Origin of the sequence: Burkholderia sp. LAS2 (genome assembly GCF_018417615.1) — a bacterium.
In the GTDB taxonomy this organism is placed as follows: domain Bacteria; phylum Pseudomonadota; class Gammaproteobacteria; order Burkholderiales; family Burkholderiaceae; genus Burkholderia; species Burkholderia sola.
Window position 1 is genome coordinate 309651 of record NZ_CP071053.1, and the last position, 23431, is coordinate 333081.

Consider the following 23431-nt stretch of genomic DNA (forward strand, 5'->3'; position numbering starts at 1 on the left):
TGCCCGGCCTCAGGCAGGATCGACGAAGTCGACGATGCGGTTGAAGTCCTCGCCGTCGGCGACGGAACCCTCGCTCGCGGCCCACACGCGCGCGGCCTCGCGCGCCACCGGCGCGACGCTGCCGAACTGGTCGAGCAGCCCCAGCGCGAGCCGCACGTCCTTGCGCATCAGCTTCATCGTGAAACCGGAATCGAACTTGCCGTTGAAGATCCAGGTCGGGTAGTTGGTCAGCGTCGCGCTGTTGCGGCCGGAGCCGCCGTTGAGCGCGTCGACCAGCTTTTCCGGATCGACGCCGGCCGCGCGCGCGGTGCGCACCGCCTCGCTGGCGACCAGCAAGTGCACGCCCGTCAGCAGATTGTTGAGCAGCTTGGTGACGTGGCCGGCGCCCACCGGGCCCACATGCACGCGCTTGGCGCTGATCGCCGCGAGGATCGGCTCGATGGCCGCGATATCGCTGTCCGAGCCGCCCAGCACCATCGTCATGGTGGCGGTGGCCGCGCCCTTCGGGCCGCCGCTCACCGGGCCGTCGACGAAGCCGATGCCGCGCTCGGCCAGGGCTGCCGCCACGCGCCGCGTGCTGTCCGGATCGGCCGTGGTGGTGTCGATCACGATGCTGCCCGGCTTTGCGTTCTCGAGCACGCCACCCGCGCCCAGCACCACCGCCTCGACCACCGCCGAGGTCGGCAGCGACAGCAGCAGCACGTCGGCGTCGCGCGCGATCCCGGCCACCGAATCGCGCGCCGACAGCACTTCCTGCCCGGCCAGCGCGAGCGCCACGCCGGGCGCCGCGTCGTAGCCGAGCACCGTGTAGCCGCCGCGCCGCAGCGAACCCGCCATGCCGCGCCCCATGTTGCCCAGACCGATCACGCCCACCGTTTTCATCCGACGACTCCCGATAGCTGTTGGTTCGAGGCCGGCGCATCAGCTTGCACCCGCCTTGCATGGCAACGATGTTCGGTCCGGCGACCCGTATAATCAATCAACGCCAATATTGATATTGTTCTCTTTTTTAGAACACCCGAATCATGAGCGATACCCTGACCGACAGCCGGATCGTCTATTTCTACGAGGCCGTGCGCTGCGGCACGATTCGCGCCGCGGCGGACTGGCTCGACGTGGCGCCGTCGGCCGTGAGCCGCCAGATCGGGCTGCTGGAGAAGGAGCTCGACGCCACCCTGGTGGAGCGCCACGCGCGCGGCGTGACGCCCACCGAGGCGGGACACTGCGTGATCGAGTATTTCCGCGAGCAGCTCGCGCACCGCGACGACCTGATCTCGCGCCTGCAGGAGCTGCGCGGGCTCAAGACCGGGCAGGTCAGCCTGGTGCTCGGCGAGGGCTTCGTGTCGGACCTGCTGGCCGGGCCGATGGAGCAGTTCTGCCGGCAGTTCCCCGGGATCCGCGTCAACCTCGACGTGGGCAGCACCAACGACGTGATCCGCAAAATCTCGAACGACGAGGGCGAGATCGGCTTGGTCTACAACCCGCCCGCCGAGCCCAAGCTGGTGTCGCGCGCGTCGAAGCGACAGCCGATGATGGCGATCGTCGGCCCCGACTTCCCGCGCCGCAGCCACAAGGTGCTGACGGTGCAGCAGCTCGCCACCTACCCGCTGGCGGCCACCCACCCGTCCTACGGCACGCGGCAGATGATGGAGGCCGTGGAATACGCGGAGCGCGTGCGGCTCACGCCGGTCGTCACCACCAATTCCTTCGCGATCCTGAAGGAGTTCGTGAAATCGGGGCTCGGCATCGCGGTGATGCCGGCGTTCGCGGTGACGGCCGAACTGCAGGCCAGGGAGTTGTTCGCGATCGACATCGCGCATCCGATCCTCGAGAACGCCGAGGCGCACATGGTCACGCGCGTGGGACGCAAGCTGTCGGTGGCCGCGAACAAGATGCTGCAGATGATGACGGGGCAGATGCGGGCGTTTCGTTAGCGGGGGGCTGGCCCGACTCCTCCTCGCGACGCCTGACCACCCCTGTCGGAAACGCGGGTTTTCGCCGCTGGCGATCCGGACCGGACTTTTTTCAAGAATTCGACGCGTCTGCCGTTATCTCGGTATTCCCTCAACCTTTCCTCGTCGTGGCGGGGACTCGCCTTGGCGTCGGCAATGACAGTCGATCTAGCTACCCTCTACCTGCTGGCGATCGGAACGTTGCTTGCCAGTTCCGCCATGACGTACTGGGAACATATTTCACATCCCAAGCGCGGCAACGAACTGCGAATGCTGGCGATTGGATATGCGGCACTCGGTGGCGGCTGCGCACTCGCGACATTTCGGCGCGAACTGCTGGGCGCCGCTGGCGCCGCCGTGAGCAACCTCGTGATTCTGGGTGGCTATCTGCTGGTTCTGCACGCCGTGGCAATGTTCAATGGCCGACGGTATGTCAAAAGCTCAACGGGTTTGCTTCTCTTGATGGGGCTGACATGGACAGCCTCTACAGCGTCCTCTCAGACGGTCATCTGGCTCTATGTCAGCGCAATCCCGATCGCGCTCGTCTCCGCCATGACGGCCTTCGAGCTCACGCGACGCGATGGCATTCCAGCGGTTCAATCCCGACGCGTCGCGGTGGCGGTGACGGGAATCCACGCCCTGTTCTATGCCACCAGAGCATTCGCCCTGCCATGGCTGATCTCGGTCTTTGGAGCCGGCGCACAATCGATTGCCAGCAAAATCACCATGTACGAAGGGGTCCTTTATTCCGTTATTTTGCCGATGACGTTGCTCCGCCTGACACGGGAAGAAATTCATGGCGAGCTCTTGCAGGAGTCCCGTACCGATTACTTGACTCGCCTGGGGAATCGCCGGCTGTTTTTCGAAGAGGGAGACCGGGTTATCCACGAGCACGGGATACGTCGGCTACCTGTCGCTCTCCTTGCATTTGATCTCGATCAATTCAAGAGAATTAACGATCGCTTCGGGCACCAAACCGGCGACGAGGTATTGAAGTCATTCGCGGATACGGTTCGATCCGTTGTCGACGCAGAGACGAGCGTGGTTCTCGCGCGCATCGGCGGCGAAGAATTCGCTGCGCTGCTGCCAGGTTACGACACCCACCGCGCAAGAACGGTGGCAGAGACCATCGCAAACCGGTTCGCGGCGATATCGCATGGCACTGACGGCAATCGCATTCGCGCTACCGTAAGCATTGGCCTGGCCGAGTCGGATCATGAGACGGCTTCGCTTACCCACTTGCTCTCGGTTGCCGACCAGGCACTGTATCGAGCAAAATCGCTCGGCGGAAATCGTCTCGTCCACGCAACGGGCGAACACACCGGACATGCAGCAGTGTTTTGAAAGAATGGAGCCCTTGCGGCCCGACTCCGGATATCGTTGCAGGCCAGGATGGCTATATCCGGCAATTCAGCTGAAATAAAAACAGTCAATCCATTGAGTTATCAAAACTCAAAACGCCCTCAAACATCCGGATCCGGAATCCGCGCCGACTGAATCACCACCAGCGTGTCGCCCGCCTCGATCCTGCACGGCGGATCCTCGTAAAACGAATAAATCTTCCCGCAGCGATCGAGCCCGATCACGATCGCGCCCGGCACGACGTTCGTCAGGCAGCCGATTTCATGCGGCAACGCCTCGCGCTCCAGCAGCGTCGCGCGCCCGCGCGTCGACAGCATGTCGTTGACGAACGGCACGATGTAGCGGCTATGGACCGCATCCGCCAGCAGCAGCGCGCCGATCTTCGTCGACGATACGATCACATCCGCGCCGGCCTGCCGCAGTTGCCGCTGGTACAGGTTCTCCTGGATCCGCACGACGATCTTCGTATCGGGCGCGATGCTGCGCACCGACAGCGTCAGCAGGATCGCGGTCGGATCGTCGGTCACCGAAATGATCACGGCCTTCGCCGCGCGCACCTGCGCCTGCTGCAGCAGATCCTCGTGCGCCGGATCGCCGAGCAATCCGGTCACGCCGAGCGACGTCGCCGCCTCGAGAGCTTGCTGCTGCGAATCGATCACGATCACCGTCGCCGGATCGACGCCGCTTTCCAGCAGCTCGCGCACCGCGATCGACCCCGACAGGCCATAACCGCACACGACGATGTGATCGGACAGTTGCTTCTGCAGGCGTTTCATGCGGAATTCCTCGATGACGCGCTGGATCACGAACTGATACGCCGTGCCCAGGAAAATGAACCAGATGCCGATGCGGATCGGCACGATGAAGAACGCATCGAGCAGGCGCGCCCGCGCCGTGACGGGCACGATATCGCCGTAGCCGACCGTCGCGACCGTGACCATCGTGAAGTACACGAGATCGGCGACCGTCATCGGCGTGCTCTTGGTCGAATCGCGCAGGCCGTCGCGATCGAGATACAGCACGAGGAACGCAAGCATGCACAACAGCACGACCGCGCCGAGACGGAACAGCAGCGTGCGCCGCGGCGACGTCGCGGGGCGTGTGAACAACGTGCGCGCACGCGGCGCCTGCCACGGATTGCGGGCGCGACGCAGGCGCATGCGCAACGAGCGGCGCTGATCGGATGGCGTGGCCAACGGGGAATCTCCTGAAGGATGCGGGCTCGATTCTACGACGGGAACGCATGCGCCCGGCCGTCACAGCATGCTGCGCGGCCGCACCATCGTCCCGTCGACGAAACGCCTTGCGCGAAACGCCGACAGGTCGAGCGACGGCGCGCCCGTGTCGATCCATTCGGCGAGCAGCCGGCCGACGATCGGCCCCATCGCGAAACCGTGCCCGCAGAACCCGGTCGCGATCGCGAGCCCCGATGGCGTGCCGGGTGCATCGATCACCGGGATGCCGTCGGGCAACACGTCGATCAGGCCGGCCCACGCCTCGACGATCTGCGCATCCTTCAGCGCGGGAAAGATCGCCTTGAGCTTCGCGAGCGCGTGCGGCGCATGCGTGCGATTCGGCTGCGGCTGAGGATCGCGCGGCTCGATCGGCCCGGTCGCGCCGTTGATGCGGGCGAGCACGTCGCGCCACGCGGACGCACCCAGTTGCAGCCGGAATTTGTCGCGCTGCGACCAGAATTGCGGCCAGAAGAGGCTCAATCCGCGCAAATGGCCGAGCGTCAGATCGACGTCGACCTGCATGTCGTCGGCGAGATTGATCGCGCCGCTCTTGCGCTGCCGGATGCCGAGGCCATGGCCCCACACCGTCGCCGCCGTCACCGGCGGGACCACGTTGGTGCGCATGCAGGTGCCGCGCACGGCCTGCTGCGGCAGCCGGATGCCGACGCCGTCGAGTAGCCGGAAACTGGTCGCGCCGGCCGCGCAGATTACGCGTCGCGTGCGGATCGTGCCGCGTTCGGTCGCGACGCCGACGACCGCGCCGCCGGCCGTCTCGATCGCGGTCACGCCGCAGCCTTCGAAGAAACGCGCGCCGGCCTCGGTCGCGCGCGCCGCGAAGGCGGCGGCCACGCGACGCGGCTCGGCCTGCCCGTCGGTCGCCGTATACAAGCCGCCGAGGGTACGCGCGTGCGTCGACAGCCCATTCACGCGTTCGTCGATCTGCGCGCGCGTCAGCGTGCGCGTGTCGAGCCCGTGCTCGCGCGCCACGGCGAGCCACGCCTGGAACGACGCCCAGTCGTCTTCGTTGTCCGCCATGTAGAGGCAACCGCCCTGCCGCCATTCGAGATCGAAACCGAGCGCCTGCTCCAGGCGTTCCCAGATCCGCATGCCGGCCATCATCAGCGGCACTTCGGCGGATTCGCGTCCCTGCTGTCGCACGAAGCCCCACGCGCGCGTCGATTGCTGGCCGGCGATGCGCGACTTGTCGAGCACGACGGCTTTCAGGCCGCGCAGGCCGAGGTAGTAAGCAGCCGCGCAGCCCATGATGCCGGCGCCGGCGATCACGACGTCGGCTTCGGGCGGAAACGCCGTATCGGCGTGGCTCAATGCGTCGTGCAGCGGATAGGTGGTGGTCATTGTTTTCTGTCGAGTGTCAATGCATGGCCGGCAAAGCTTATCGCGGCAACGTCGTCGCATGAAGCGATAAATGGCGGGAAACCGTCATTCGGCCATCCCGTCGAGGCCCACCATCGCATTGACGCCGACGGCGGTCGCGCGGGTCTGCCGAAGCCACGGCGCCGGAGCCGCGCATTGCATTGACGGTTGCCGTCGCTTGCGCATCGATACCGGTAGCGATGAAAACGTCGACCGACACCGGCGCGCCCACACCCAACGCCGTTGCGGAAATTCCATTCGACGATGCGAAGCCGCGGAGCGCAACGCGAACGGCTGCTTCGAATGGGCTCGACGCTCGATGCAATCGTCCTCTCAAACATTCGGCGTTTTTTATTCAATCAGGACTGCCAATGCAACGGCAAACCATGCCCGCTCCATGTCGGGCATCTAGCCATGTCATGCGCGGTCGGCGCCGGTCAACAAGCAATTGCGGCAATCGCTTCCGGCTACCCGAGCAGCGGCCGATCCGGCGCGATCGACCGGCCCTGTTTTTTCGGCTTGACGACCCCGGACCGCCGCGAGATAAACTGTATATCCATACAGTATCATCGCAGTAAAAATGATCCTCCCCCCATTCGATCCCCCGAAGCTGAACGACCTCACCGAATGGTGGACGAAGTGCACCTACGCGGACGTACAGCGCCTGATCCTCGAAGTGCAGCACCTTCGCCTGACGCTGTGGGAGTTGAAAGCCCACGTCGCGGACGCATCGCGCCGCATCCGCGTGCTCGATCCGGACATGCTCGCGCATGGGTCCGCGCTCCGGCGGCTCGGCTACCTGCTCGACAAGGAGATCGAGCGTGCCAACCCGATCGGGCGCACGCGCGACGTGTATGCGCCGTTTTCGGACGAATGGCGTGCGCGCGCGTCGCTGCGCTGCGCGTTGCGCGGGCAGCCCGAGCCGGCCGAGGCAGGCACGCTGCCGAGCACGATTCCGGAATTTCAGCGCATCACCTGGGCCGAGCTTCGCGATCGCTGGCGCCACCTGAGCGACAAGCAATCGAATCGGCAGAACGTCGAACAACGGATGGTGCTCGAGATCGCGCGTCAGCGCTCCGTGATCCTTGCGCGGGCGCGCAAGCTGGTCGACGCGGCGATCGCCGAAGCCGCGGCGGATGGAAAACGGCTGTTCGCGCTGGATCAGCTCCAGCGGCTGCTGTCCGTCGAGCGGGAGGACGGCGAGCCGTTCATGTATATGCCGGCGTAGCGCGAACGCGCAATCCATCCGTATCGGCGCCACGGCGACATGGCAGCGCTGGATCAACCACACGGCCATTGAGGCGGGCGTCTCGATCTCCACGGGCGCCGCCGCCATGCAAGCGCCGTCAGTGCGAATAGCGCGCTTGGGTGCCTGCCGTGCGGTCGAACGGCTGCAGCCTCGCAAGCTGCTCGATCGACATCGCGACGACCTCGAGAACATGCCGCGCGATTTCGTCGGCGGCCATGCCGGCATTGACGTACCGCTCGATGCTCATCGTGCGGGGCGGATAGCTGCCGGTTTCGTCATCGACGATGTCGATCCTGGCGGTACGCCGCTCGGGCGACAGCACGATCTGGACAGTTTTGCCGTGAACGACGGTCTGCATGCACAAAGTGGACATTCGCAGTCTCCAATTGCGTTGCCTTCGGACGATCGATACCTCACAACAGGAGTCGTCAATCTACAAATTTCCGAACGCATTCGCAATCTTCAGGCAGGAATGACGGCCGTTCGGGGCGCCGCACCGGTCAACCCGATGCCGTCTTTGCACGGGCACGGGCATGCGCACGCGCCGCGCTACGCATAGCGACTCAGCCACTCTTCGGAGAATTGTCTCGCGTACGCGACCGCTTCGGCTTCGGTCTCGAACTCACCCAGCTTACGGAACGCAGCCTCACGGCTGAAACCCACCTTCGTGACCTCGACCTGCGCGGCGTATTTGCCGGCCTCCGTCACGCGCGGCTCGCAGTTCATTTCGTATCCGCGCATCAAGAATTTCTTCTGCATCGGTTCAACACTTTTTTGAGACGGCAAAAATCGTAGCACGCAGTTGCGCTGACGCCCGAAAGTGTATCCACGTTGGTTTCACTAGAGGAAACAGTCAATCGCTCGTCCTGCAAAGGCGTCAGCGGCCGTCGCGCGATATCCTTCAAAAATGGGGCGAATACCTCGGTCAGGGCAAGGACGCGCCCCGCGTTGGTGCATGGCGCGGCGATTACCTGCCGCCTCGTGCGGAATCGCCTCCCGTCCGTAGCAATCCCGACGCGGAGCTGCCGAACGCACCTTTTCGCGCACGCGCCGCGGCAGGCCGAACGTAACTTCATGACACACCTTTCACACAAACGCACCTTTCACCACACTGAATGGCGACCATTTTGCGGTAAAGTTATCTTTTCCGTGCGTGGCCGGTCGGCTCGCCATTGGACGTCATGAAGACTGTCCGCCGAGACTGCCGCAAGGCGTCGTTCTGAACGTCACGATCCGTTCCCGTAGCATGACCACTGAAGCAATCACCACGGATTCCCTCGCGGTTGCCGAGCGCGTGCGCGAGCTGATGACCCGCAACGGCATCGGCAAGCGCCAGCAGACCACCGAGCTGTGCCGCATCCTCGATCTGAGTTTCTCGCAAGGCCACCGCAAACTGCGCGGCAGCAGCCCCTGGACGCTCGCGCAGATCAAGAAAGTCGCCGAAGCGTACGGCGAGCCCGCCGCCCAGCTGTTCGGCGCGCAAACGCTCGACCCCGGCATGGTCGGCGCCTATTCGCAGGAAGCCGTCCTGTATGCGGGCGTCGCAGAAATTCCGTGCACCGCCTGGATCGGCGCACCGCTCGAAGCCGGCGCGCGCCCCGAGTTCGTCGCGTACGAACAGAATGGCCGCTGGCGCGTGCTGCGCCATACCGGCGTGCTGTACCAGAACGCGTACGACGTGCACAAGATCGAGATCTACCCCCGCCGCGCGGAGAGCGACAAGCTCGTCGTCGCGGTGATCGATCCCGATCGCGTCAGCGCGACCGAGCTGTGCCGCTATCTCGAACGGCAAAGTTTCGCGACGGCCGCGTTCGACGGCCTCGCGGCGTTCGTCGACGCGCTGCAGGGCCAGGCCTTCGACGCGGTCCTGACCGAATGGCTGTTCGACGACGGCACGGCCGCCACCGCGATCAAGGCCGTGCGCACGTCCGACAACCCGGGCGCGCCGATTTTCGTGCTGACGGGCGACCTGCTCACCGGCCGCGCGAGCGAAGCCGACATCAGCGAAGTGATCCGCGCGTTCGACGTGGTGTGCTACGAAAAACCCGCGCGCATGGCGATCCTCAGCGCCGATCTCGCGAAGCGGCTCGCGCGCGGCTGACGTCCGCCGGGCCGGCCGCCCGTCGAAGGGCCAACGCACGCGCGGCGCCGCGGGCATGAACGGGTTCCTCAGTACAATAGCCGCACCCGTTCACGCCCACGCCGGCATCCGGCGCACGACTCCATGGCCCGCCTCATCCCCGACGACTGGAAAAGCCTCGCCGCGACCGGCGCGGCCGAACGCGAGCGCGAAACGCTCGCCGCGCTCGAACACGCGCTGCCCGACGGCTACACCGTGTATCACGGCGTCCACTGGACGCGCGCCGACCAGGCGTTCTCGGTGTTCGGCGAAGCCGCGTTCGTCGTCGTGAGCCCGGCCGGCCGCGTGCTGCTGATCGAACAGAAGGCCGGCTTCCTGCGCGAAACCCCGAAAGGGCTCGTGAAGGTCTACCTGCAGAAGGAGCGCAATGTCCCGATCCAGCTCGCGCGCACGCAGGAAACGCTGCATCGGCGCCTGACGGCCGCGCTCGGCGCGGGCGTCTACGGCGTCGAGGCGCTGCTGTACTGCCCCGACTACGCGATCCGCGACGCGTCGATCGCGGGCGTCGCGCCCGACCGCATCGTCGATGCGTCGCGCAAGGCGCAGCTGGCGCAGGTGATCCTGCAGATCCTGCCCGAGAACGACGAACCCTTTCCGAACGCGCCGAAGCTCCACCATTTCCTCGCGGACGAGCTCGCGCTCACGCCCGACACGAGCGCGCTCGTCGGGCAGGCCGGCACGCTCGTCACCCGGTTGTCGGGCGGGCTCGCCGCATGGGCACGCCAGCTCGACTTCACGCCGTTCCGGCTGCGCATCACGGGCACCGCCGGGTCGGGCAAGACACAGCTCGCGGTGCAGGTGATGCGCGACGCCGTCGCGGGCGGCCAGCGCGTGCTCTACGTCTGCTTCAACCGGCCGCTCGCCGACTACATCGCGCGCATCGCGCCGCCCGGCGCGAAGATCGCGAACTACCACCAGCTGTGCGACTGGGTCGCGCGCGACAGCGGCTATACGCCCGACTTCCAGGTACCCGGCGAATTCGAACGGCTCGAGGCGCGCTTCGCGCAAGCGCCGATTCCCGAACGCTGGCGCTTCGACGTGCTGATCGTCGACGAAGGGCAGGATTTCCATGCGCCGTGGGCGGCCGCGCTGGAGCGCCTGCTCGCGCCGAACGCCGCATGGTGGTGGCTGGAAGATCCGCTGCAGAACCTGTACATGCGCGAACCCGTCGCGCTGCCCGGCTGGGTCACGCTGAAGGCGCTCACGAATTACCGCAGCCCGCGCGACCTGCTCGACTTCGTGCGCGACGTCGTCGGCCGCGTCGAGCCGCTCGCGGCCGAACTGCGCTCGGGCAGCCCGTTCGACGGCTCCGATCCGTCGGTGTCGGCATACGGAGAAGACGGCGCGTCGGGCGACGCATTGGCGCAAGCCTGCATCGACGCGACCAAGCGCGCGATCACGCAGGCGCTGTCACTCGGCTTCCGCAAGCAGGACATCGCGGTGCTGTCGTACCGCGGCCGCGAAGGCTCGGTGCTCGCGCCGCTCGACCAGCTCGGCCCACACCGGATCAAGCGCTTCACCGGCAAGTACGACCTGTTCGGCAACCCTGAGTATCGCGAAGGCGACGTGCTGCTCGATTCGATCTACCGCTTCAAGGGCCAGTCGGCGCCGTGCGTGATCCTCACCGAAGTCGACTTCGACACGCTCGACGCGCGTGCCGCGCGCAAGCTGTTCGTCGGCGCGACGCGCGCGACGATGAAGCTGCTGATCGTCGCGTCGTCGCGCGCGGCCGCGCAACTCGCGGACGCCGCGGGTTGACGCGGCGGGCGGGCGAACGCCTGTCCGCTTCGGGGACACTCTTCGATATCGGGGCCGTTGACACAATCGGGCACATTTCTCGATGCTCCGGACCCTTGTCCACGCTCGTTTCGACCTGTTAAGGCCATCCTGACGGTTTGTCCGTTTGCAGCCGGCTTTTACGATGCCAGGCCATTCGTTGCAAACGGAATAGCCCATGGCCGACGTGAAAAAGCTGCCGTACTACAAACCGACAAAGGGATTGTTCGGATCGGAGTTGAGGGAATACAAGGGTTCCCAAGGGTGCGTTCCGCTTGATACGCAAAGGAGCGTATCGATCGACCGGCTTGCACCGGGCGAAAAGCCGCCGCCACCGCCTCCGAAAGCGATTTCCGGGCCTTCGAATGCCCCGAAGCCTCCTGCGCCACCTCGACCGCCGCCGCAAACCGATCAGGCAAGAACCAAAGAACCGCCGACGCAGGCGGAATCGGAAGTTTGCGAAAACCCGCCGCCTTTCGATCTCCAGGACGTGCCGATTGCGATGGACAATCTGGGCTGGAAGGTTTCAGCCAGGCTTGCGCGAATCTGGTTTGCGGGCGCGGCGCATACCTACAATGACGATCCAACGTCGGTCCAGCCGATGAATAACGATGACGTTACCCTTGATTGGGTGTTGAAATTCGGAAATGTCAGGGAAAAATACGAGAAACTTCTTGAGAGCGATATTTACAGCGATCGCTCCATACGCACAGCAACAGACATCACGAAGTCCTTTGTCAAAGAGCTATTTTTTGACAGAAATTCGACATTCAATTTCAACACCTCGTCGTTTATAGGAAATTTTCAAAAATTTCACAACAATTGGCAATTTCAACTATCTAAAATAGGTAATTTTGACACCCCGAAAAACCTTTCCCCGACGGATCTCACAGGGGCATTGGCCAATTTTAATATTTATGCGTCCATTGGAAACATCGAAATTTCCAGTGAAAAATACTTCAAATATGAAAAATCAAGCACCTTTTATTGCCTAAGCGCCACGGGGAAAATTACGCACATCTATGTTTACGTGAAAGACAACTACTCATTCAACGAAAAACAATATTTAGGCCACTGGAACAAACATGGAGTGATCATTGCGACAGGGTCGCTTCTCACCGGATCAGGATCGCCAAGGCGAGAATTCGACATTGATATTTGGTCAAAAAATATCAACAAACCAGTCGACACCCGAAGAAGCATGTTCGGAAAATTCAAAAGGCCCGACGTTTACTTTCCGATCTACAACGCAGATTACAGTCGCTGGAGAGAGAGGCATCACAGAGGCCGAGACTTCATGATATATTCAAAGCCAGTCTATTTTAAGCTGAATAATCCGATCGACCTTAATCTTGGTGAAATATGCCGAATAGAGCCATCAGATACATTGGCCTAACCATTGCCATTTACATATGCGCAGGTTTGATCATTCATTTCAGTCGCCCCGCCTACGGACGATGCGATTTCTATGATCGCGCGGATACATTGGATGGCGGCAAAAAAAACATGAATGGCGTTTGGTATCGATTCAAGCTGTGTGGCACTGGCGGGAATGATCAGGACGCGACCGACGACAACATCGAACTAAGCGTGTTTAGTGAAAATGGCGAGCTTCTTGCGAGACGATATTTCTCCGTCAACTGGTATCACGGAGATAGCTCTCACCCGCCCCTGCGCTACGAGGGCAACCTGGTTCGCTATATCGACTTGACCGATGAATCGAATATAAAAAAACATCTGATGATCCCTCCCTCCAAGTGGGATTGGCTTCGCGCCAGATTGCCTTTGTTTTAAGGGTTACAACCTAAGTTTTTGATTTATAAGAAACAAAGCCCCGCTAGCGGGGCTTTGTTTCTAGACAGACTGCGCGCTCGGATCACCGACGAGAGCATCGACCAACCCGCGAAACAGGTCGCATCAGCCCACAGGTCCGCGGCAATTCACCTCGTCACGCTCAAGCCACCCGAAACGCCCCCACCGCGCGACGCAGCCCATCCGCCTGCTCCTCGAGCGATGCGGCCGCCGCGGCCGCCTGCTCGACGAGCGCCGCGTTCTGCTGCGACACCTGATCCATCTGCGACACCGCGCGGTTCACCTGCTCGATCCCGTCGCGCTGCTCGCTCGATGCGGCCGCGATCTCCGTCATGATGCCCGTCACGCGCCCGATCGCCTGCTGAATGTCCTGCATCGTCGCGCCGGCCGTACCGACGAGCCGCGAGCCGGTCGCGACACGCTCGACCGATTCGCCGATCAGCGTGCGGATTTCCTTCGCCGCGGACGCCGAACGTTGTGCCAGCGTGCGCACCTCGCCCGCGACCACCGCGAAGCCGCGCCCCTGCTCGCCCGCGCGCGCGGCCTCGACCGCCGCATTCAGCGCGAGGATGTTGGTCTGGAACGCGATGCCTTCGATCGTGCCAATGATGTCGGCGACCTTCTGCGAACTGCGGTCGATCTCGTTCATCGTGCCGATCACCTCGCCGACGACCGTCGCGCCGCGCGTCGCGATCTCGCTCGCGCTGTCCGCGCAGGCCTGCGCCTCGAGCGCATGGTCCGCGTTCTGCTTCACGGTGGCCGTCAGCTGCTCCATGCTCGCGGCCGTCTCCTGCAGCGCCGACGCCTGCTCCTCGGTGCGCTGCGACAGGTCGGTGTTGCCGGCCGCGATCTGGTGCGTCGCCGTCGAGATCGCTTCGGAACCCTGGCTCACCTGACGCACCGTATCCGCGAGGCTGCGCTGCATGCCGGTCACGCCGTTGACCAGTTCGGCCATCTCGTCGCGCGACGACCAGTGCACTTCCGACGTGAGATCGCCGTCCGACAGCCGGCGGAAATGCGACAGCAGGCGATTCACCGGTTGCGTGATCGCGAAATGCAGGCCGATCGCGCAACCGAGGCACGCAGCAAGCCCAAATGCGATGCCCGCGATCGCGCCCATGCGCATCCAGCCGTAATAGGTTTGCGCAGTGTCGTACACGTCCTTGCCGCGCGCGGCCTGGTACGCATCGAGCGCGTCGGTCGCCTGCGTGAGCGCGACCGACAGCGGCGGCGCGACCGTCATCAGCAACCGGTCGGCTTCGTCGCGCCGCCCTTCGCGAATCGCATCGATCATCGGCTTCAGCGCCTGTCCGATCAGCGCCTGGCGCGCGGCATCGAGGCGACTCGCGAGCGGGCCTTCGTCGTCGCCGTGCGGCATCGCCGCGTAGTTGCGCCACGCCGTGTCGGCCTTCGACAAATAACCCTCGGCCTTCTTGACGAGCTCGGGCACCTCCGCCGCTTCCGGATGCAGCAGCGCGCGGTCGAGCGTGGTGCGCACGATCGTCAGGTTCAGGCTCGCCGCGGACAGCGCGGTCTTCGCGGCCAGTTGCCGCGTGTAAGCCTCGTCGAGGGCGCGGTTCGAGCTCTGCATGCCCGCGAGGCCGATCAGCCCCGACACGACGAGCAGCGCGGCGACGAGGCCGAGCGTGGAGAAAATCCGCGTACGGATCGAGAAACGGGAAAACAGGGCGTTCAGGTTCATGACGGCACGTGAGCGATGAAAAATGCCGCGGCAATCGGTCCGCGGCCCTCTGTATTACGGTTTGCCTGCAAAAAACTTGAGTCCGTTCCTGCATCGAGGCTGACCGTGGTCAATTTTTCGGGCGGGCAACCTCCTGTTACGACTGCAACATATAGAGGCTGGGCAGAAATTGACTAGTCAATCATCCATGGCTATATTTCGACCCAATTCCCTGCCATGGCAGATATCTCGATGACAACGGACACTTTCCTCACCCGGCCGGCCGCCGACGCGGCCCGCCGCGACGCGCCGACCGGGCTGATCGTCGCCGCACTGCTGCTCGTCATGCTGCTGTCCGCGCTCGACCAGACGATCGTGTCGACCGCACTGCCGACGATCGTCGGCGAACTCGGCGGGCTCGACCAGTTGTCCTGGGTCGTCACCGCATACCTGCTGTCGTCCACCGTCGTGCTGCCGCTGTACGGCAAGCTCGGCGACCTGTACGGCCGCAAGATCGTGCTGCAGGCCGCAATCGGGCTGTTCCTCGCCGGCTCCGCGCTGTGCGGCGTCGCGCAGGACATGACGCAGCTGATCGTGCTGCGCGCGCTGCAGGGGCTCGGCGGCGGCGGCCTGATGGTCGTCACGATGGCCGCGATCGGCGATCTGGTTCCGCCCGATCGCCGGGCGCGCTACCAGGGGATGTTCGGCGGCGTCTACGGCCTCGCGACGATTGTCGGCCCGCTGCTCGGCGGCTTCCTGGTCGAGCATCTTTCATGGCGCTGGATCTTCACGATCAACCTGCCGCTCGGCCTGCTCGCGCTCGCGGTGATCGGCACCGCGTTCCGGCCGCACACCGCGCACGTGAAGCACCGGATCGACTATATGGGCGCCGCGTTCCTCGCGACCGCCCTCACCTCCGTGATCCTGTTCACGAGCGAAGGCGGCTCGCTGCTGCCGTGGACGTCGCCGCAGCTGTGGATGACGCTCGTGCTCGGCCTCGTCGCGATCGGCGGCTTCATTTATGAGGAACGCATCGCGGCCGAACCGATCATGCCGCTCGAGCTGTTCCGTCATCGCACCTTCGTGCTGGTCAGCCTGATCGGCTTCGTGGTCGGCATCGCGCTGTTCGGCTCGGTGACGTTCATCCCGCTCTACCTGCAGGTCGTGAAAGGCTCGACGCCGTCGCAGGCCGGCATGCAGCTGCTGCCGATGATGGGCGGGATGCTCGTCACGTCGATCGTCAGCGGGCGGCTGATCTCGCGGCTCGGCTCGTACCGGCCGTTTCCGATCGCGGGGACGCTGACCGGCGGCATCGCGATGGCGTTGCTGTCGACGCTGACGCTCGATACGCCGCTGCATACGATGTACGCGTACATGGCGCTGCTCGGGATCGGGCTCGGAATGGTGATGCCCGTGCTGACGCTCGCCGTGCAGAACACCGTCGAATTCCGGCATATGGGCGTGGCGACGTCGGGCGCGACGCTGTTCCGGTCGATCGGCGGCTCGCTCGGCGTCGCCGGGTTCGGTGCGCTGTTCTCGCACGGGCTGCAGTCGCGAATGATGCACGCGCTGCCGGCCGGCACCGAGCTGCCGCCCGCGCTCGGCCCGGCCGCCGTGCGCCAGTTGCCGGATGCCGTGCGCGACGCGTACCTGCACGCGTTCGCCGGTTCGCTGCACGTCGTGTATCTGGTGGCTGCGGCGATCATCGCGATCGCGTTCGTGTTCGCATGGTTCGTCGAGGATGCGCCGCTGCGCAAGCATCACTGAGCGGCCGGCGGAGCGCGACGCGCTCCATCCGCACCCGCCGTCACGCCAGCAGCACGACCCCGCCCGTCGTCGCGCGCGACTCCAGCAACCGGTGCGCATCGGCCGCCTGTTCGAGCGGCAGCCGCGCGCCGATCTCGACGTGCATCCCGCCCGCCAGCCGGTCGAGCGTCGCACGCGCGGCGTCCCGATACGCGCCGACGTCGCGCGCGATGAAACCGAGCACGCTCGGCCGCGCCAGCGCGATCGAACGGGCCGGCCCGAGTTCGTCGAGATCGAACGTCTGCCGCGCGCCGATCGCCGCCACCTGCCCGATGCTCGCGACCATCCCGAACGGCCGCACCGCCCCGAGCGTGCGGGTCAGCACGTCGCCGCCGATTCCGTCGATCGCGTAGTCGACGCCCGCACCGCCGCCGAACGCACGCGCGGCCGCGACGAAATCCTCCTCGCGATAATCGACCACCGCTTCGGCGCCGTGCATGCGCACGAGCGCGGCTTTCGCGGCCGATCCGACGGTACCGATCACGCGCGCGCCGAGCGCACGCGCCCACTGCGTCGCCAGCAGCCCGACGCCGCCGGCCGCCGCATGCACGAGCACCGTATCGCCGGCGCCGACCCGCCGGACGCGATGCAGCAGCATGTAGACGGTGATCCCCTTCAGCAGCCCGGCCGCGGCGGCTTCGTCGCTCAGCCCGTCGGGAATCGGCAGCACGCGCTCGGCCGGCATCGTGCGCAGGCTCGCATAGCTGCCGGTCGGCATGCCGGCATACGCGACGCGCTGACCGGGCACGAGCGCCGTCACGCCCGGCCCGACCGCGTCGATCACGCCGGCCGCCTCGACGCCGAGCGCGTCCGGCAGCGCGGGCAACGCGTGCGCACCCGTCCTGAAATAGATGTCGACGAAGTTCACGCCGATCGTGGTCTGGCGAATCCGCACTTCGCCGGCGCCGGGCGGCGCGACGGGCGCATCGACGCGGCGCAGCACGCCGGCGTCGCCGTAACGGTCGATCCCGATCCGGATGGCGTTGGCTGTTTGGATCATGACGTTCCTCGCTATCGAATGAAGTGACACGATCATCCCATCGTGCATAATCGAACGGAATTCACGTTGAACGCCCACCTACTGTGCAAAATTCGACCGATTACGATTCTGCCGGGACGCCCGCGCTGCCGATGAGTTGGGACGACATCCGCTACTTCCTTGCGGTGATGCGCGGCGGCAGCCTGTCGGCCGCGGCGCGGGCGCTGCAGGTCCAGCACTCGACGGTCGCGCGGCGCATCGACGCGCTCGAGTCGGCGCTCGGGATCCGGCTGTTCGACCGGCTGCCGCGCGGCTGGCCGCCGACCGACGAAGGGCTGCACCTCGCCGAGCACGCCGCGCGCCTCGAAGCCGACGCGCATGCGTTCGCGCGTGCGGCACAGGGCGCGGCCGCGCTCGACGGCGTCGTGCGCGTATCGGCGTCGCCGGTGTTCGCCAGCCATTTCCTCGCGCCGCGCCTGGCCCGTGCGCAGCGCGCATGGCCGGCGCTGCGGATCGACCTGATGGGCGAGATGCACGCGGCGAACCTGTATGCACGCGAAGCCGATCTCGCGGTGCGGCTGTCGCGGCCGAGCGAGCCGGGGCTGACCGCGCGCCGGCTCGGCACGATGCGCTTCGCGCTGTGCGCGACGCCGGAATGGGCGAACACGACGCCCGACAGCTGGCCGTTCATCGGCTACGACGATGCGCTCGCGCAAACGCCGCAGCAGCAATGGCTCGAACGCTTCGCGGCCGGGCGTCGCTTTGCGTTCATCGCCAACGACCTCGCCGCGCAGCATCGCGCCTGCGCAGCCGGGGCCGGTGTCGCGCTGCTGCCGCGGTTTCTCGTCGACGATCCGGCCGCGCACGCCGGCGCGCCGCTCGTCGAACTCGCGAACGCGCCGCGCTGCGGCATCGAGCGCGAGATCTGGCTCGTCGTTCACCCGGACGTACGCCGGTCGCCGCGCGTGCAGCGCGTCGCCGACGCGATCGCCGATGCGGTTCATGCGGCGGACGGACGGCTGTAAGCCGCCGAAACCGCAAACGGGCTTTGCCACGCGCGTCGACGGCCGGCATAGTAGCGTTTTGACTTCAGGCCCTGCCGCCATGTCCACCGCCACCGCCTGCGTCGTGCGCGACGCGACCGACGCCGACCTCGACGCGATCCACGCGATCTATGCGCACCACGTTCACCACAGCGTCGCGTCGTTCGAGGAAACGCCGCCCGACGCCGCCGAACTGCGCGCACGCCGCGACGCGGTGCTGAACCACGGGCTGCCGTATCTCGTCGCCGAATGCGACGGCCGCGTGGCAGGCTACGCGTACGCGACGCCGTACCGCACGCGCAGCGCGTACCGCTTCACGATCGAGGATTCGATCTACATCGACGACACGCAGCGCGGGCGCGGCATCGGCCGCGCGCTGCTCGAGGCGCTGATCGCGCGCTGCGAAGGCGGCCCGTGGCGGCAGATGATCGCGGTGATCGCCGACGGCGGCACCGGCGGCTCGACGTCGCTGCATCGCGCGTTCGGCTTCGAACCGGCCGGCCTGCTGAAAGCGGTCGGTTTCAAGCATGGCCGCTGGATCGACACGGCGCTGATGCAGCGCCCGCTCGGCGACGGCGCGAACACGCGCCCCGCCTCGCCCGAGCCTGCCGCGGCGCGCTAAAATCACCGCATGTCAAAACAGACTCATTCCACGCCCGACGAGGCTGCGCCGGATTCCCGCAACGAGTACACGGTCGACGAACTCGCGCGCGTGTCCGACACCACCGTGCGCAACGTCCGCGCGTACCAGGATCGCGGGCTGCTTGCGCCGCCGGAGAAACGCGGACGCGTCGGCATCTACGACGACACGCACGTCGCGCGCCTGAAGCTGATCAACCATCTGCTCGCGCGCGGTTACACGCTGTCGAACATCCAGGACTTGATCAAGGCGATCGACGAAGGCCACGACCTGCGCTCGATCCTCGGCCTCGAAAACGCGATCGGCGGCCGCTGGTCGCACGAGCTGCCGAAAACCTATTCGCTCGCGCAACTCGCTCAGATGTTCGGCCCGCAAGCGACCACGCAACTGTCGCGCGTGACCGAGCTCGGGCTGCTCGAACGGCGCGGCCTGTCGTTCGTCGCGAAAAGCCCCGCGCTGCTCGAGGCGGCGGCCGCGATGACGAAGGAAGGGATTCCGCCGCGCGAGCTGCTCGACGTGATCAGCCTCGCGCGGCCGCATTTCGACGCGATCGCGCGGCTGCTCGTCGATCTCGTCGTGAAGCGGCTCGACCGCTACGACGCCGGCACGCTGCCGCCGGCCACCGACGTGCCCGAACTGGTCGACGCGATCTGGCGGCTGCGCCCGCTCGCGGCCGTGTTCGTCGAAGGCGAGACGAACCGCGCGCTCGAAACCGCGGCCGGCGCGTATCTCGGCGGCCGGGTCGCGACGATCCTCGACAAGAAGCTCAGCGACGAAGCGGCGCGGCAGTCCGGTACGAGCGATACGCAAGGCGACGGCGACAACGGATAGGCGCGCGGCCGTCATGCAGGCGTCGGCTTGTCGCCGCGACGCGTGCGTAGTCGGTTCGCGGCAGCGCCGACGGCCATTGCCGGTCGCAACCGCGGTCCGCATGGGTCGGCGAATGGCCAGGCGCGCCGCTCGGCGCGCATTCCAGCCGGACGGCGTCGCATCGCTCCCCGCACGGTAACCCCGCGTGCCGCGACACAGTTACAAGTTATCGGTTGACGCAAGCCCGCCCGGCGGTTAGTGTACGCATCGAAGTCCAAGAAGTCCGATTGCTGTTCATCAATTGCTCGCTCCTCCCCAGCGGTATTCGTTGTCCTCTCCCTCCTTGACGCTTCACGCGCTCTTCAACAGAGCAAATCTCTATTTTTTTCTCAAGGAATCTTCATGGATACCGGTATCGTCAAGTGGTTCAACGACAGCAAAGGCTTTGGTTTCATCACGCCGGACAACGGCGGCGACGACCTGTTCGCTCACTTCTCGGAAATTCGTGCCGACGGCTTCAAGACGCTGGCTGAAAACCAAAAAGTGAGCTTCGAAACGAAGCAGGGCCCGAAGGGTCTGCAAGCGGCCAACATCAAGCCGCTGTAAAGTTTGAAGGGCCCGGCGTCCGTCGACGGACGCCGGGTCGCAGCGACATCCCCACGGAGCTTCGTCTCCCAAAGTTGGCGCGATCGGCTTGAGCTGCCTTTGTTCAGTGAGCAGCTTGCCAGGCGCCACACGTCTCGTTGCACTTCATCCCCCCTCCGGCCGCAACGCCTTATTTTTCGCTTTCCGACTGCGTCAGATTCCGCTCGCAATGGCGTTGAATCGGCATACCCGTGCGCATTTCGCACGGCACGCGCGCACTCGATCATCATTAAAATTAAAATGCACAACCAACGAATTCAACAGTACAACGGCTATGCCGTCCAACCCTCGGCGCATCGCCTGCCCGACGGGAGCTTTTCATCCAACCTGCTGCTCGAACGCGCCGATAGCACGCGCGACGAAGGCCGCTACCAGTTCTATTCGCTCGACTACTTCGCGAGCGAAGCGCAGGCGATCGCGCATTCGGCACGCTGGGCACGCAACTGGGTCGATACGCGCGGTTAAAGGCCACGCTACTGTCGATATCAGCAGACGGTCATAAAAAGCCGGCGGGCAACGTGCCCACCGGCTTTTTGCATGACACGCCCGTTCACCTGTTTCGCCGCATTCCGGCACGACGGAGTCGTCCGATCCGGCAGGCCACGACGCCAAAGCATAGGGCGGCCGCCGTCATATCCATATCGGCAATGCTTCGTTTGCGGGCGCGATCGCCCATGCGACGATTCTTCCAACCGAGCGGCGCCCGCCGCTCCCCGAAGATGCCTCGCATGGAGTTCGTTCGATGATTCGTTTCACCCGCTGGATCACCCGCGCCGCCGCCGTCTCGCTCGTTGCGCTGTCCGCCGCGTCGGCATTCGCGCAAGGCGGCACCGACAAAATCGTGCGCATCGGTTATCAAAAGGCCGGCCTGCTGTCGATCGTCAAGGCGCAGGGCGCGCTCGAAGCGCGACTCAAGCCGCTCGGCTATGACGTTCAATGGTTCGAATTCCCGGCCGGCCCGCAACTGCTCGAAGCACTGAACGCGAACAGCATCGACTTCGGCTACACCGGCGCGCCGCCACCCGTGTTCGCGCAGGCGGCCGGCGTGCAGTTCGTCTATGTCGGCGCGGAACCGCCGGCGCCGCACAACGAAGCGGTATTCGTGAAGAGCGATTCGCCGATCCGGACGGTGGCCGGCCTGCGCGGCAAGAAGGTCGCGCTGCAGAAAGGCTCGAGTGCGAACTACCTGCTGCTCGAGGCGCTGAAGAAAGCCGGCGTGCGCTATGACGAAATCCATCCCGTGTATCTCGCGCCGGCCGACGCGCGCGCCGCGTTCGAAAGCGGCAATGTCGATGCGTGGGCCGTGTGGGATCCGTACTACGCGGCCGCGCAGAACGCGCTGAAGGTGCGCACGCTGTCCGATTACGCGGGGCTCGCGGCGACCAACAATTTCTACGAGGCGACGCGGCGTTTCGCGCAACAGCATCCCGACGTGGTCGGCGCGATCCTGAAACAGGCGCGCGAAACCGGCCAGTGGGTCAACGGGCATCCGGCCGACACGGCCGCGCTGCTTGCACCGAAGGTCGGGTTGCCCGAGGCACTCGTCGAAACATGGATCAAGCGGGTGCCGTTCGGTGCGGTGCCGATCGATGAGCGCATCGTCGCCGCGCAGCAGGGTGTCGCCGATGCGTTCTACGCGGCGAAGCTCATTCCGCAGAAGCTGAGCGTGGCCGACAACGCATGGGTCGACAAAACCGTGGCGAGTGCGCTGGCGGCGAAGTAACGCTCGCGGCCCCATCCATCAGCAGGCCGGCCGGGCGCGATGCCCCACCGGCCGCTTTCGTGTCCAGAGCGGCACGCGCTCAACGCAGCGCCCCCGCCACCTTCTTCTGCCGCCACAAACACAGCAGATCGCACGCCACATGCGCAGCCGCGATCGCCGTGATGTCCGCGTGATCGTACGCGGGCGCGACCTCCACCACATCCGCTCCGACCAGATTCACCGCGCCGAGCGAGCGCACGATCGCCAGCGCCTGTGCGGACGACAATCCGCCCGCGACCGGCGTCCCCGTCCCCGGCGCGAACGCCGGATCGAGGCAATCGATATCGAACGTCAGATACGCAGGCCGCGCGCCGACGATCTCGACGATCCGCTCGACCGCCGCTCGCGGACCATGGTCATGCACCCACGCGGCATCGAGCCGCTCGATCCCGAGAAAGTCGTCGTTCCACGTACGGATGCCGACCTGCACCGACGTCGCGGGATCGATCAGTCCTTCCTTTACCGCCTTGTAGAACATCGTCCCGTGATTGAGGCTGTCCGGATCGTCGTCGGCCCACGTATCGCAGTGCGCGTCGAAATGGATCAGCGACAGCGGCTTGCCGTAGCGCTCCGCGTGCGCGACCAGCAGCGGATACGTGATGTAGTGGTCGCCGCCGAGCGTCAGCATCTTCGCGCCCGAGCTCAGGATCGTGCGCGCATGCTCGACGATCGCCGGCTTGATCGACAGCGGGTTGTGCGCATCGAACCAGCAGTCGCCGTAGTCGACGGCCGCGAGATCGTCGAACGGATCGAAGCCCCACGGATACGGATTGAGCTCCGCGAGCTGCACGCTCGCCGCGCGGATCGCGGCCGGCCCGAGCCGCGCACCGGAGCGATAGGTCGTCGCGAGGTCGAGCGGCACGCCGGAGATCGCGACGTCGACGCCGTCGAGCGCGCGCGAGTAGTTGCGGCGCATGAACGACAGCACGCCCGCGTAGGTGTTTTCGATCGACGAGCCGTACGGCGTCGTGCGACGGATCGCGCCGTCGCCGTGGAAAAGTTCGGTCATGGTCGGACCTGTTTTCGTGATGGCCGGACCGCCCCGCTTCGACTGAGCGCGCGGGCCGGGCACGGCGGGGATTCATCGGGCATGTACCGGCTCGCGCATCCAGTCGCGAAGCAAGGCGGGACATCGACAACGACAACGACAACGGTAATACCGCGG

22 protein-coding genes are annotated in these 23431 nt (G+C 65.3%); 14 read left to right on the plus strand and 8 right to left on the minus strand.

Annotation, left to right across the window (positions count from 1 at the left end; translation table 11 throughout):
* Window positions 1–9: 9 nt before the first annotated feature.
* Window positions 10–882 (minus strand): NAD(P)-dependent oxidoreductase, encoded by an 873-nt coding sequence (locus JYG37_RS21695; RefSeq protein WP_213346372.1) that lies wholly within the window; start codon window positions 880–882, stop codon window positions 10–12.
* 143 nt (window positions 883–1025) lie between these two features.
* On the opposite strand from JYG37_RS21695, the gene JYG37_RS21700 reads away from it, so the two are divergent.
* Together JYG37_RS21700 and JYG37_RS21705 are read left to right on the plus strand one after the other, a co-directional pair.
* Complete coding sequence (locus JYG37_RS21700; protein ID WP_124555000.1) at window positions 1026–1934, plus strand: LysR family transcriptional regulator; 909 nt, start codon at window positions 1026–1028, stop codon at window positions 1932–1934.
* A 174-nt stretch (window positions 1935–2108) separates the two neighbouring features.
* On the plus strand, window positions 2109–3296 hold the full coding sequence (locus JYG37_RS21705; protein WP_089489474.1) for a GGDEF domain-containing protein: 1188 nt from the start codon (window positions 2109–2111) through the stop codon (window positions 3294–3296).
* Window positions 3297–3415: 119 nt separating this feature from the next.
* Here JYG37_RS21705 and JYG37_RS21710 read toward each other — a convergent pair whose 3' ends face one another.
* Complete coding sequence (locus JYG37_RS21710; RefSeq protein WP_176015788.1) at window positions 3416–4510, minus strand: potassium channel family protein; 1095 nt, start codon at window positions 4508–4510, stop codon at window positions 3416–3418.
* A 60-nt stretch (window positions 4511–4570) separates the two neighbouring features.
* A complete protein-coding gene (locus JYG37_RS21715) occupies window positions 4571–5905 on the minus strand; it encodes an NAD(P)/FAD-dependent oxidoreductase (protein ID WP_213346374.1) in 1335 nt (444 codons plus the stop codon).
* Window positions 5906–6503: 598 nt separating this feature from the next.
* Between JYG37_RS21715 and JYG37_RS21720 the strand changes: the two genes are divergently transcribed.
* Window positions 6504–7151: a hypothetical protein gene (locus JYG37_RS21720; RefSeq protein ID WP_050011881.1), complete on the plus strand. Its 648-nt coding sequence runs from the start codon at window positions 6504–6506 to the stop codon at window positions 7149–7151.
* Between the two features lie 118 nt (window positions 7152–7269).
* Here the strand turns inward: JYG37_RS21720 and JYG37_RS21725 are convergent, their stop codons facing one another.
* A complete protein-coding gene (locus JYG37_RS21725) occupies window positions 7270–7545 on the minus strand; it encodes a hypothetical protein (protein WP_050011882.1) in 276 nt (91 codons plus the stop codon).
* A gap of 176 nt (window positions 7546–7721) precedes the next feature.
* On the minus strand, window positions 7722–7931 hold the full coding sequence (locus JYG37_RS21730; protein WP_027780901.1) for a hypothetical protein: 210 nt from the start codon (window positions 7929–7931) through the stop codon (window positions 7722–7724).
* A 487-nt stretch (window positions 7932–8418) separates the two neighbouring features.
* Here JYG37_RS21730 and JYG37_RS21735 point away from each other — a divergent pair, with 487 nt between their 5' ends.
* The 4 genes from JYG37_RS21735 (at window position 8419) to JYG37_RS21750 (ending at window position 12882) form a co-directional block, all read left to right on the plus strand.
* Complete coding sequence (locus JYG37_RS21735) at window positions 8419–9273, plus strand: helix-turn-helix domain-containing protein (RefSeq protein WP_050011883.1); 855 nt, start codon at window positions 8419–8421, stop codon at window positions 9271–9273.
* A gap of 123 nt (window positions 9274–9396) precedes the next feature.
* A complete protein-coding gene (locus JYG37_RS21740; protein ID WP_050011884.1) occupies window positions 9397–11070 on the plus strand; it encodes an ATP-binding domain-containing protein in 1674 nt (557 codons plus the stop codon).
* A gap of 196 nt (window positions 11071–11266) precedes the next feature.
* Window positions 11267–12484: a DUF6402 family protein gene (locus JYG37_RS21745; RefSeq protein ID WP_213346375.1), complete on the plus strand. Its 1218-nt coding sequence runs from the start codon at window positions 11267–11269 to the stop codon at window positions 12482–12484.
* Window positions 12485–12510: 26 nt separating this feature from the next.
* Complete coding sequence (locus tag JYG37_RS21750) at window positions 12511–12882, plus strand: hypothetical protein (RefSeq protein WP_239468978.1); 372 nt, start codon at window positions 12511–12513, stop codon at window positions 12880–12882.
* Window positions 12883–13042: 160 nt separating this feature from the next.
* On the opposite strand, the gene JYG37_RS21755 is transcribed toward JYG37_RS21750, so the two are convergent.
* Window positions 13043–14602 carry a methyl-accepting chemotaxis protein gene (locus JYG37_RS21755; protein WP_089489478.1) on the minus strand — a complete coding sequence of 520 codons (1560 nt, stop codon included), beginning with the start codon at window positions 14600–14602 and terminating at the stop codon, window positions 13043–13045.
* A gap of 231 nt (window positions 14603–14833) precedes the next feature.
* Here JYG37_RS21755 and JYG37_RS21760 point away from each other — a divergent pair, with 231 nt between their 5' ends.
* A complete protein-coding gene (locus tag JYG37_RS21760; RefSeq protein WP_124630751.1) occupies window positions 14834–16348 on the plus strand; it encodes an MDR family MFS transporter in 1515 nt (504 codons plus the stop codon).
* Window positions 16349–16388: 40 nt separating this feature from the next.
* Here the strand turns inward: JYG37_RS21760 and JYG37_RS21765 are convergent, their stop codons facing one another.
* Window positions 16389–17387: a quinone oxidoreductase family protein gene (locus tag JYG37_RS21765; RefSeq protein WP_213346376.1), complete on the minus strand. Its 999-nt coding sequence runs from the start codon at window positions 17385–17387 to the stop codon at window positions 16389–16391.
* Between the two features lie 131 nt (window positions 17388–17518).
* Here JYG37_RS21765 and JYG37_RS21770 point away from each other — a divergent pair, with 131 nt between their 5' ends.
* The 6 genes from JYG37_RS21770 to JYG37_RS21795 all read left to right on the plus strand — a co-directional run bounded on the left by JYG37_RS21770 (window position 17519) and on the right by JYG37_RS21795 (window position 22227).
* Window positions 17519–18391 (plus strand): LysR family transcriptional regulator, encoded by an 873-nt coding sequence (locus tag JYG37_RS21770; RefSeq protein WP_213346378.1) that lies wholly within the window; start codon window positions 17519–17521, stop codon window positions 18389–18391.
* 79 nt (window positions 18392–18470) lie between these two features.
* Complete coding sequence (locus tag JYG37_RS21775) at window positions 18471–19031, plus strand: GNAT family N-acetyltransferase (protein ID WP_124555010.1); 561 nt, start codon at window positions 18471–18473, stop codon at window positions 19029–19031.
* A 9-nt stretch (window positions 19032–19040) separates the two neighbouring features.
* Window positions 19041–19880 carry a MerR family transcriptional regulator gene (locus JYG37_RS21780; RefSeq protein WP_050011888.1) on the plus strand — a complete coding sequence of 280 codons (840 nt, stop codon included), beginning with the start codon at window positions 19041–19043 and terminating at the stop codon, window positions 19878–19880.
* A 381-nt stretch (window positions 19881–20261) separates the two neighbouring features.
* Window positions 20262–20465 carry a cold-shock protein gene (locus JYG37_RS21785; protein WP_006485974.1) on the plus strand — a complete coding sequence of 68 codons (204 nt, stop codon included), beginning with the start codon at window positions 20262–20264 and terminating at the stop codon, window positions 20463–20465.
* Window positions 20466–20744: 279 nt separating this feature from the next.
* The gene (locus JYG37_RS21790) at window positions 20745–20969 is read left to right on the plus strand and encodes a hypothetical protein (protein ID WP_050011889.1); all 225 of its coding nucleotides are present in this window, start codon (window positions 20745–20747) and stop codon (window positions 20967–20969) included.
* Between the two features lie 277 nt (window positions 20970–21246).
* The gene (locus JYG37_RS21795; RefSeq protein WP_050011890.1) at window positions 21247–22227 is read left to right on the plus strand and encodes a sulfonate ABC transporter substrate-binding protein; all 981 of its coding nucleotides are present in this window, start codon (window positions 21247–21249) and stop codon (window positions 22225–22227) included.
* Between the two features lie 79 nt (window positions 22228–22306).
* Here the strand turns inward: JYG37_RS21795 and speB are convergent, their stop codons facing one another.
* On the minus strand, window positions 22307–23275 hold the full coding sequence (speB, locus tag JYG37_RS21800; protein ID WP_050011891.1) for an agmatinase: 969 nt from the start codon (window positions 23273–23275) through the stop codon (window positions 22307–22309).
* Window positions 23276–23431 lie beyond the last annotated feature (156 nt).

Excerpts from the sequence above, each read along its gene's own strand:
- JYG37_RS21765 (WP_213346376.1), bottom strand. The coding sequence starts at position 17,387 with ATGATCCAAACAGCCAACGCCATCCGGATCGGGATCGACCGTTACGGC.
- JYG37_RS21725 (WP_050011882.1), bottom strand. The coding sequence starts at position 7,545 with ATGTCCACTTTGTGCATGCAGACCGTCGTTCACGGCAAAACTGTCCAG.
- JYG37_RS21760 (WP_124630751.1), top strand. The coding sequence starts at position 14,834 with ATGACAACGGACACTTTCCTCACCCGGCCGGCCGCCGACGCGGCCCGC.
- JYG37_RS21780 (WP_050011888.1), top strand. The coding sequence starts at position 19,041 with ATGTCAAAACAGACTCATTCCACGCCCGACGAGGCTGCGCCGGATTCC.
- JYG37_RS21785 (WP_006485974.1), top strand. The coding sequence starts at position 20,262 with ATGGATACCGGTATCGTCAAGTGGTTCAACGACAGCAAAGGCTTTGGT.
- JYG37_RS21700 (WP_124555000.1), top strand. The coding sequence starts at position 1,026 with ATGAGCGATACCCTGACCGACAGCCGGATCGTCTATTTCTACGAGGCC.
- JYG37_RS21790 (WP_050011889.1), top strand. The coding sequence starts at position 20,745 with ATGCACAACCAACGAATTCAACAGTACAACGGCTATGCCGTCCAACCC.
- JYG37_RS21795 (WP_050011890.1), top strand. The coding sequence starts at position 21,247 with ATGATTCGTTTCACCCGCTGGATCACCCGCGCCGCCGCCGTCTCGCTC.
- JYG37_RS21770 (WP_213346378.1), top strand. The coding sequence starts at position 17,519 with ATGAGTTGGGACGACATCCGCTACTTCCTTGCGGTGATGCGCGGCGGC.
- JYG37_RS21705 (WP_089489474.1), top strand. The coding sequence starts at position 2,109 with ATGACAGTCGATCTAGCTACCCTCTACCTGCTGGCGATCGGAACGTTG.
- JYG37_RS21720 (WP_050011881.1), top strand. The coding sequence starts at position 6,504 with ATGATCCTCCCCCCATTCGATCCCCCGAAGCTGAACGACCTCACCGAA.
- JYG37_RS21695 (WP_213346372.1), bottom strand. The coding sequence starts at position 882 with ATGAAAACGGTGGGCGTGATCGGTCTGGGCAACATGGGGCGCGGCATG.
- JYG37_RS21755 (WP_089489478.1), bottom strand. The coding sequence starts at position 14,602 with ATGAACCTGAACGCCCTGTTTTCCCGTTTCTCGATCCGTACGCGGATT.
- JYG37_RS21735 (WP_050011883.1), top strand. The coding sequence starts at position 8,419 with ATGACCACTGAAGCAATCACCACGGATTCCCTCGCGGTTGCCGAGCGC.
- speB (WP_050011891.1), bottom strand. The coding sequence starts at position 23,275 with ATGACCGAACTTTTCCACGGCGACGGCGCGATCCGTCGCACGACGCCG.
- JYG37_RS21745 (WP_213346375.1), top strand. The coding sequence starts at position 11,267 with ATGGCCGACGTGAAAAAGCTGCCGTACTACAAACCGACAAAGGGATTG.
- JYG37_RS21715 (WP_213346374.1), bottom strand. The coding sequence starts at position 5,905 with ATGACCACCACCTATCCGCTGCACGACGCATTGAGCCACGCCGATACG.
- JYG37_RS21730 (WP_027780901.1), bottom strand. The coding sequence starts at position 7,931 with ATGCAGAAGAAATTCTTGATGCGCGGATACGAAATGAACTGCGAGCCG.
- JYG37_RS21740 (WP_050011884.1), top strand. The coding sequence starts at position 9,397 with ATGGCCCGCCTCATCCCCGACGACTGGAAAAGCCTCGCCGCGACCGGC.
- JYG37_RS21775 (WP_124555010.1), top strand. The coding sequence starts at position 18,471 with ATGTCCACCGCCACCGCCTGCGTCGTGCGCGACGCGACCGACGCCGAC.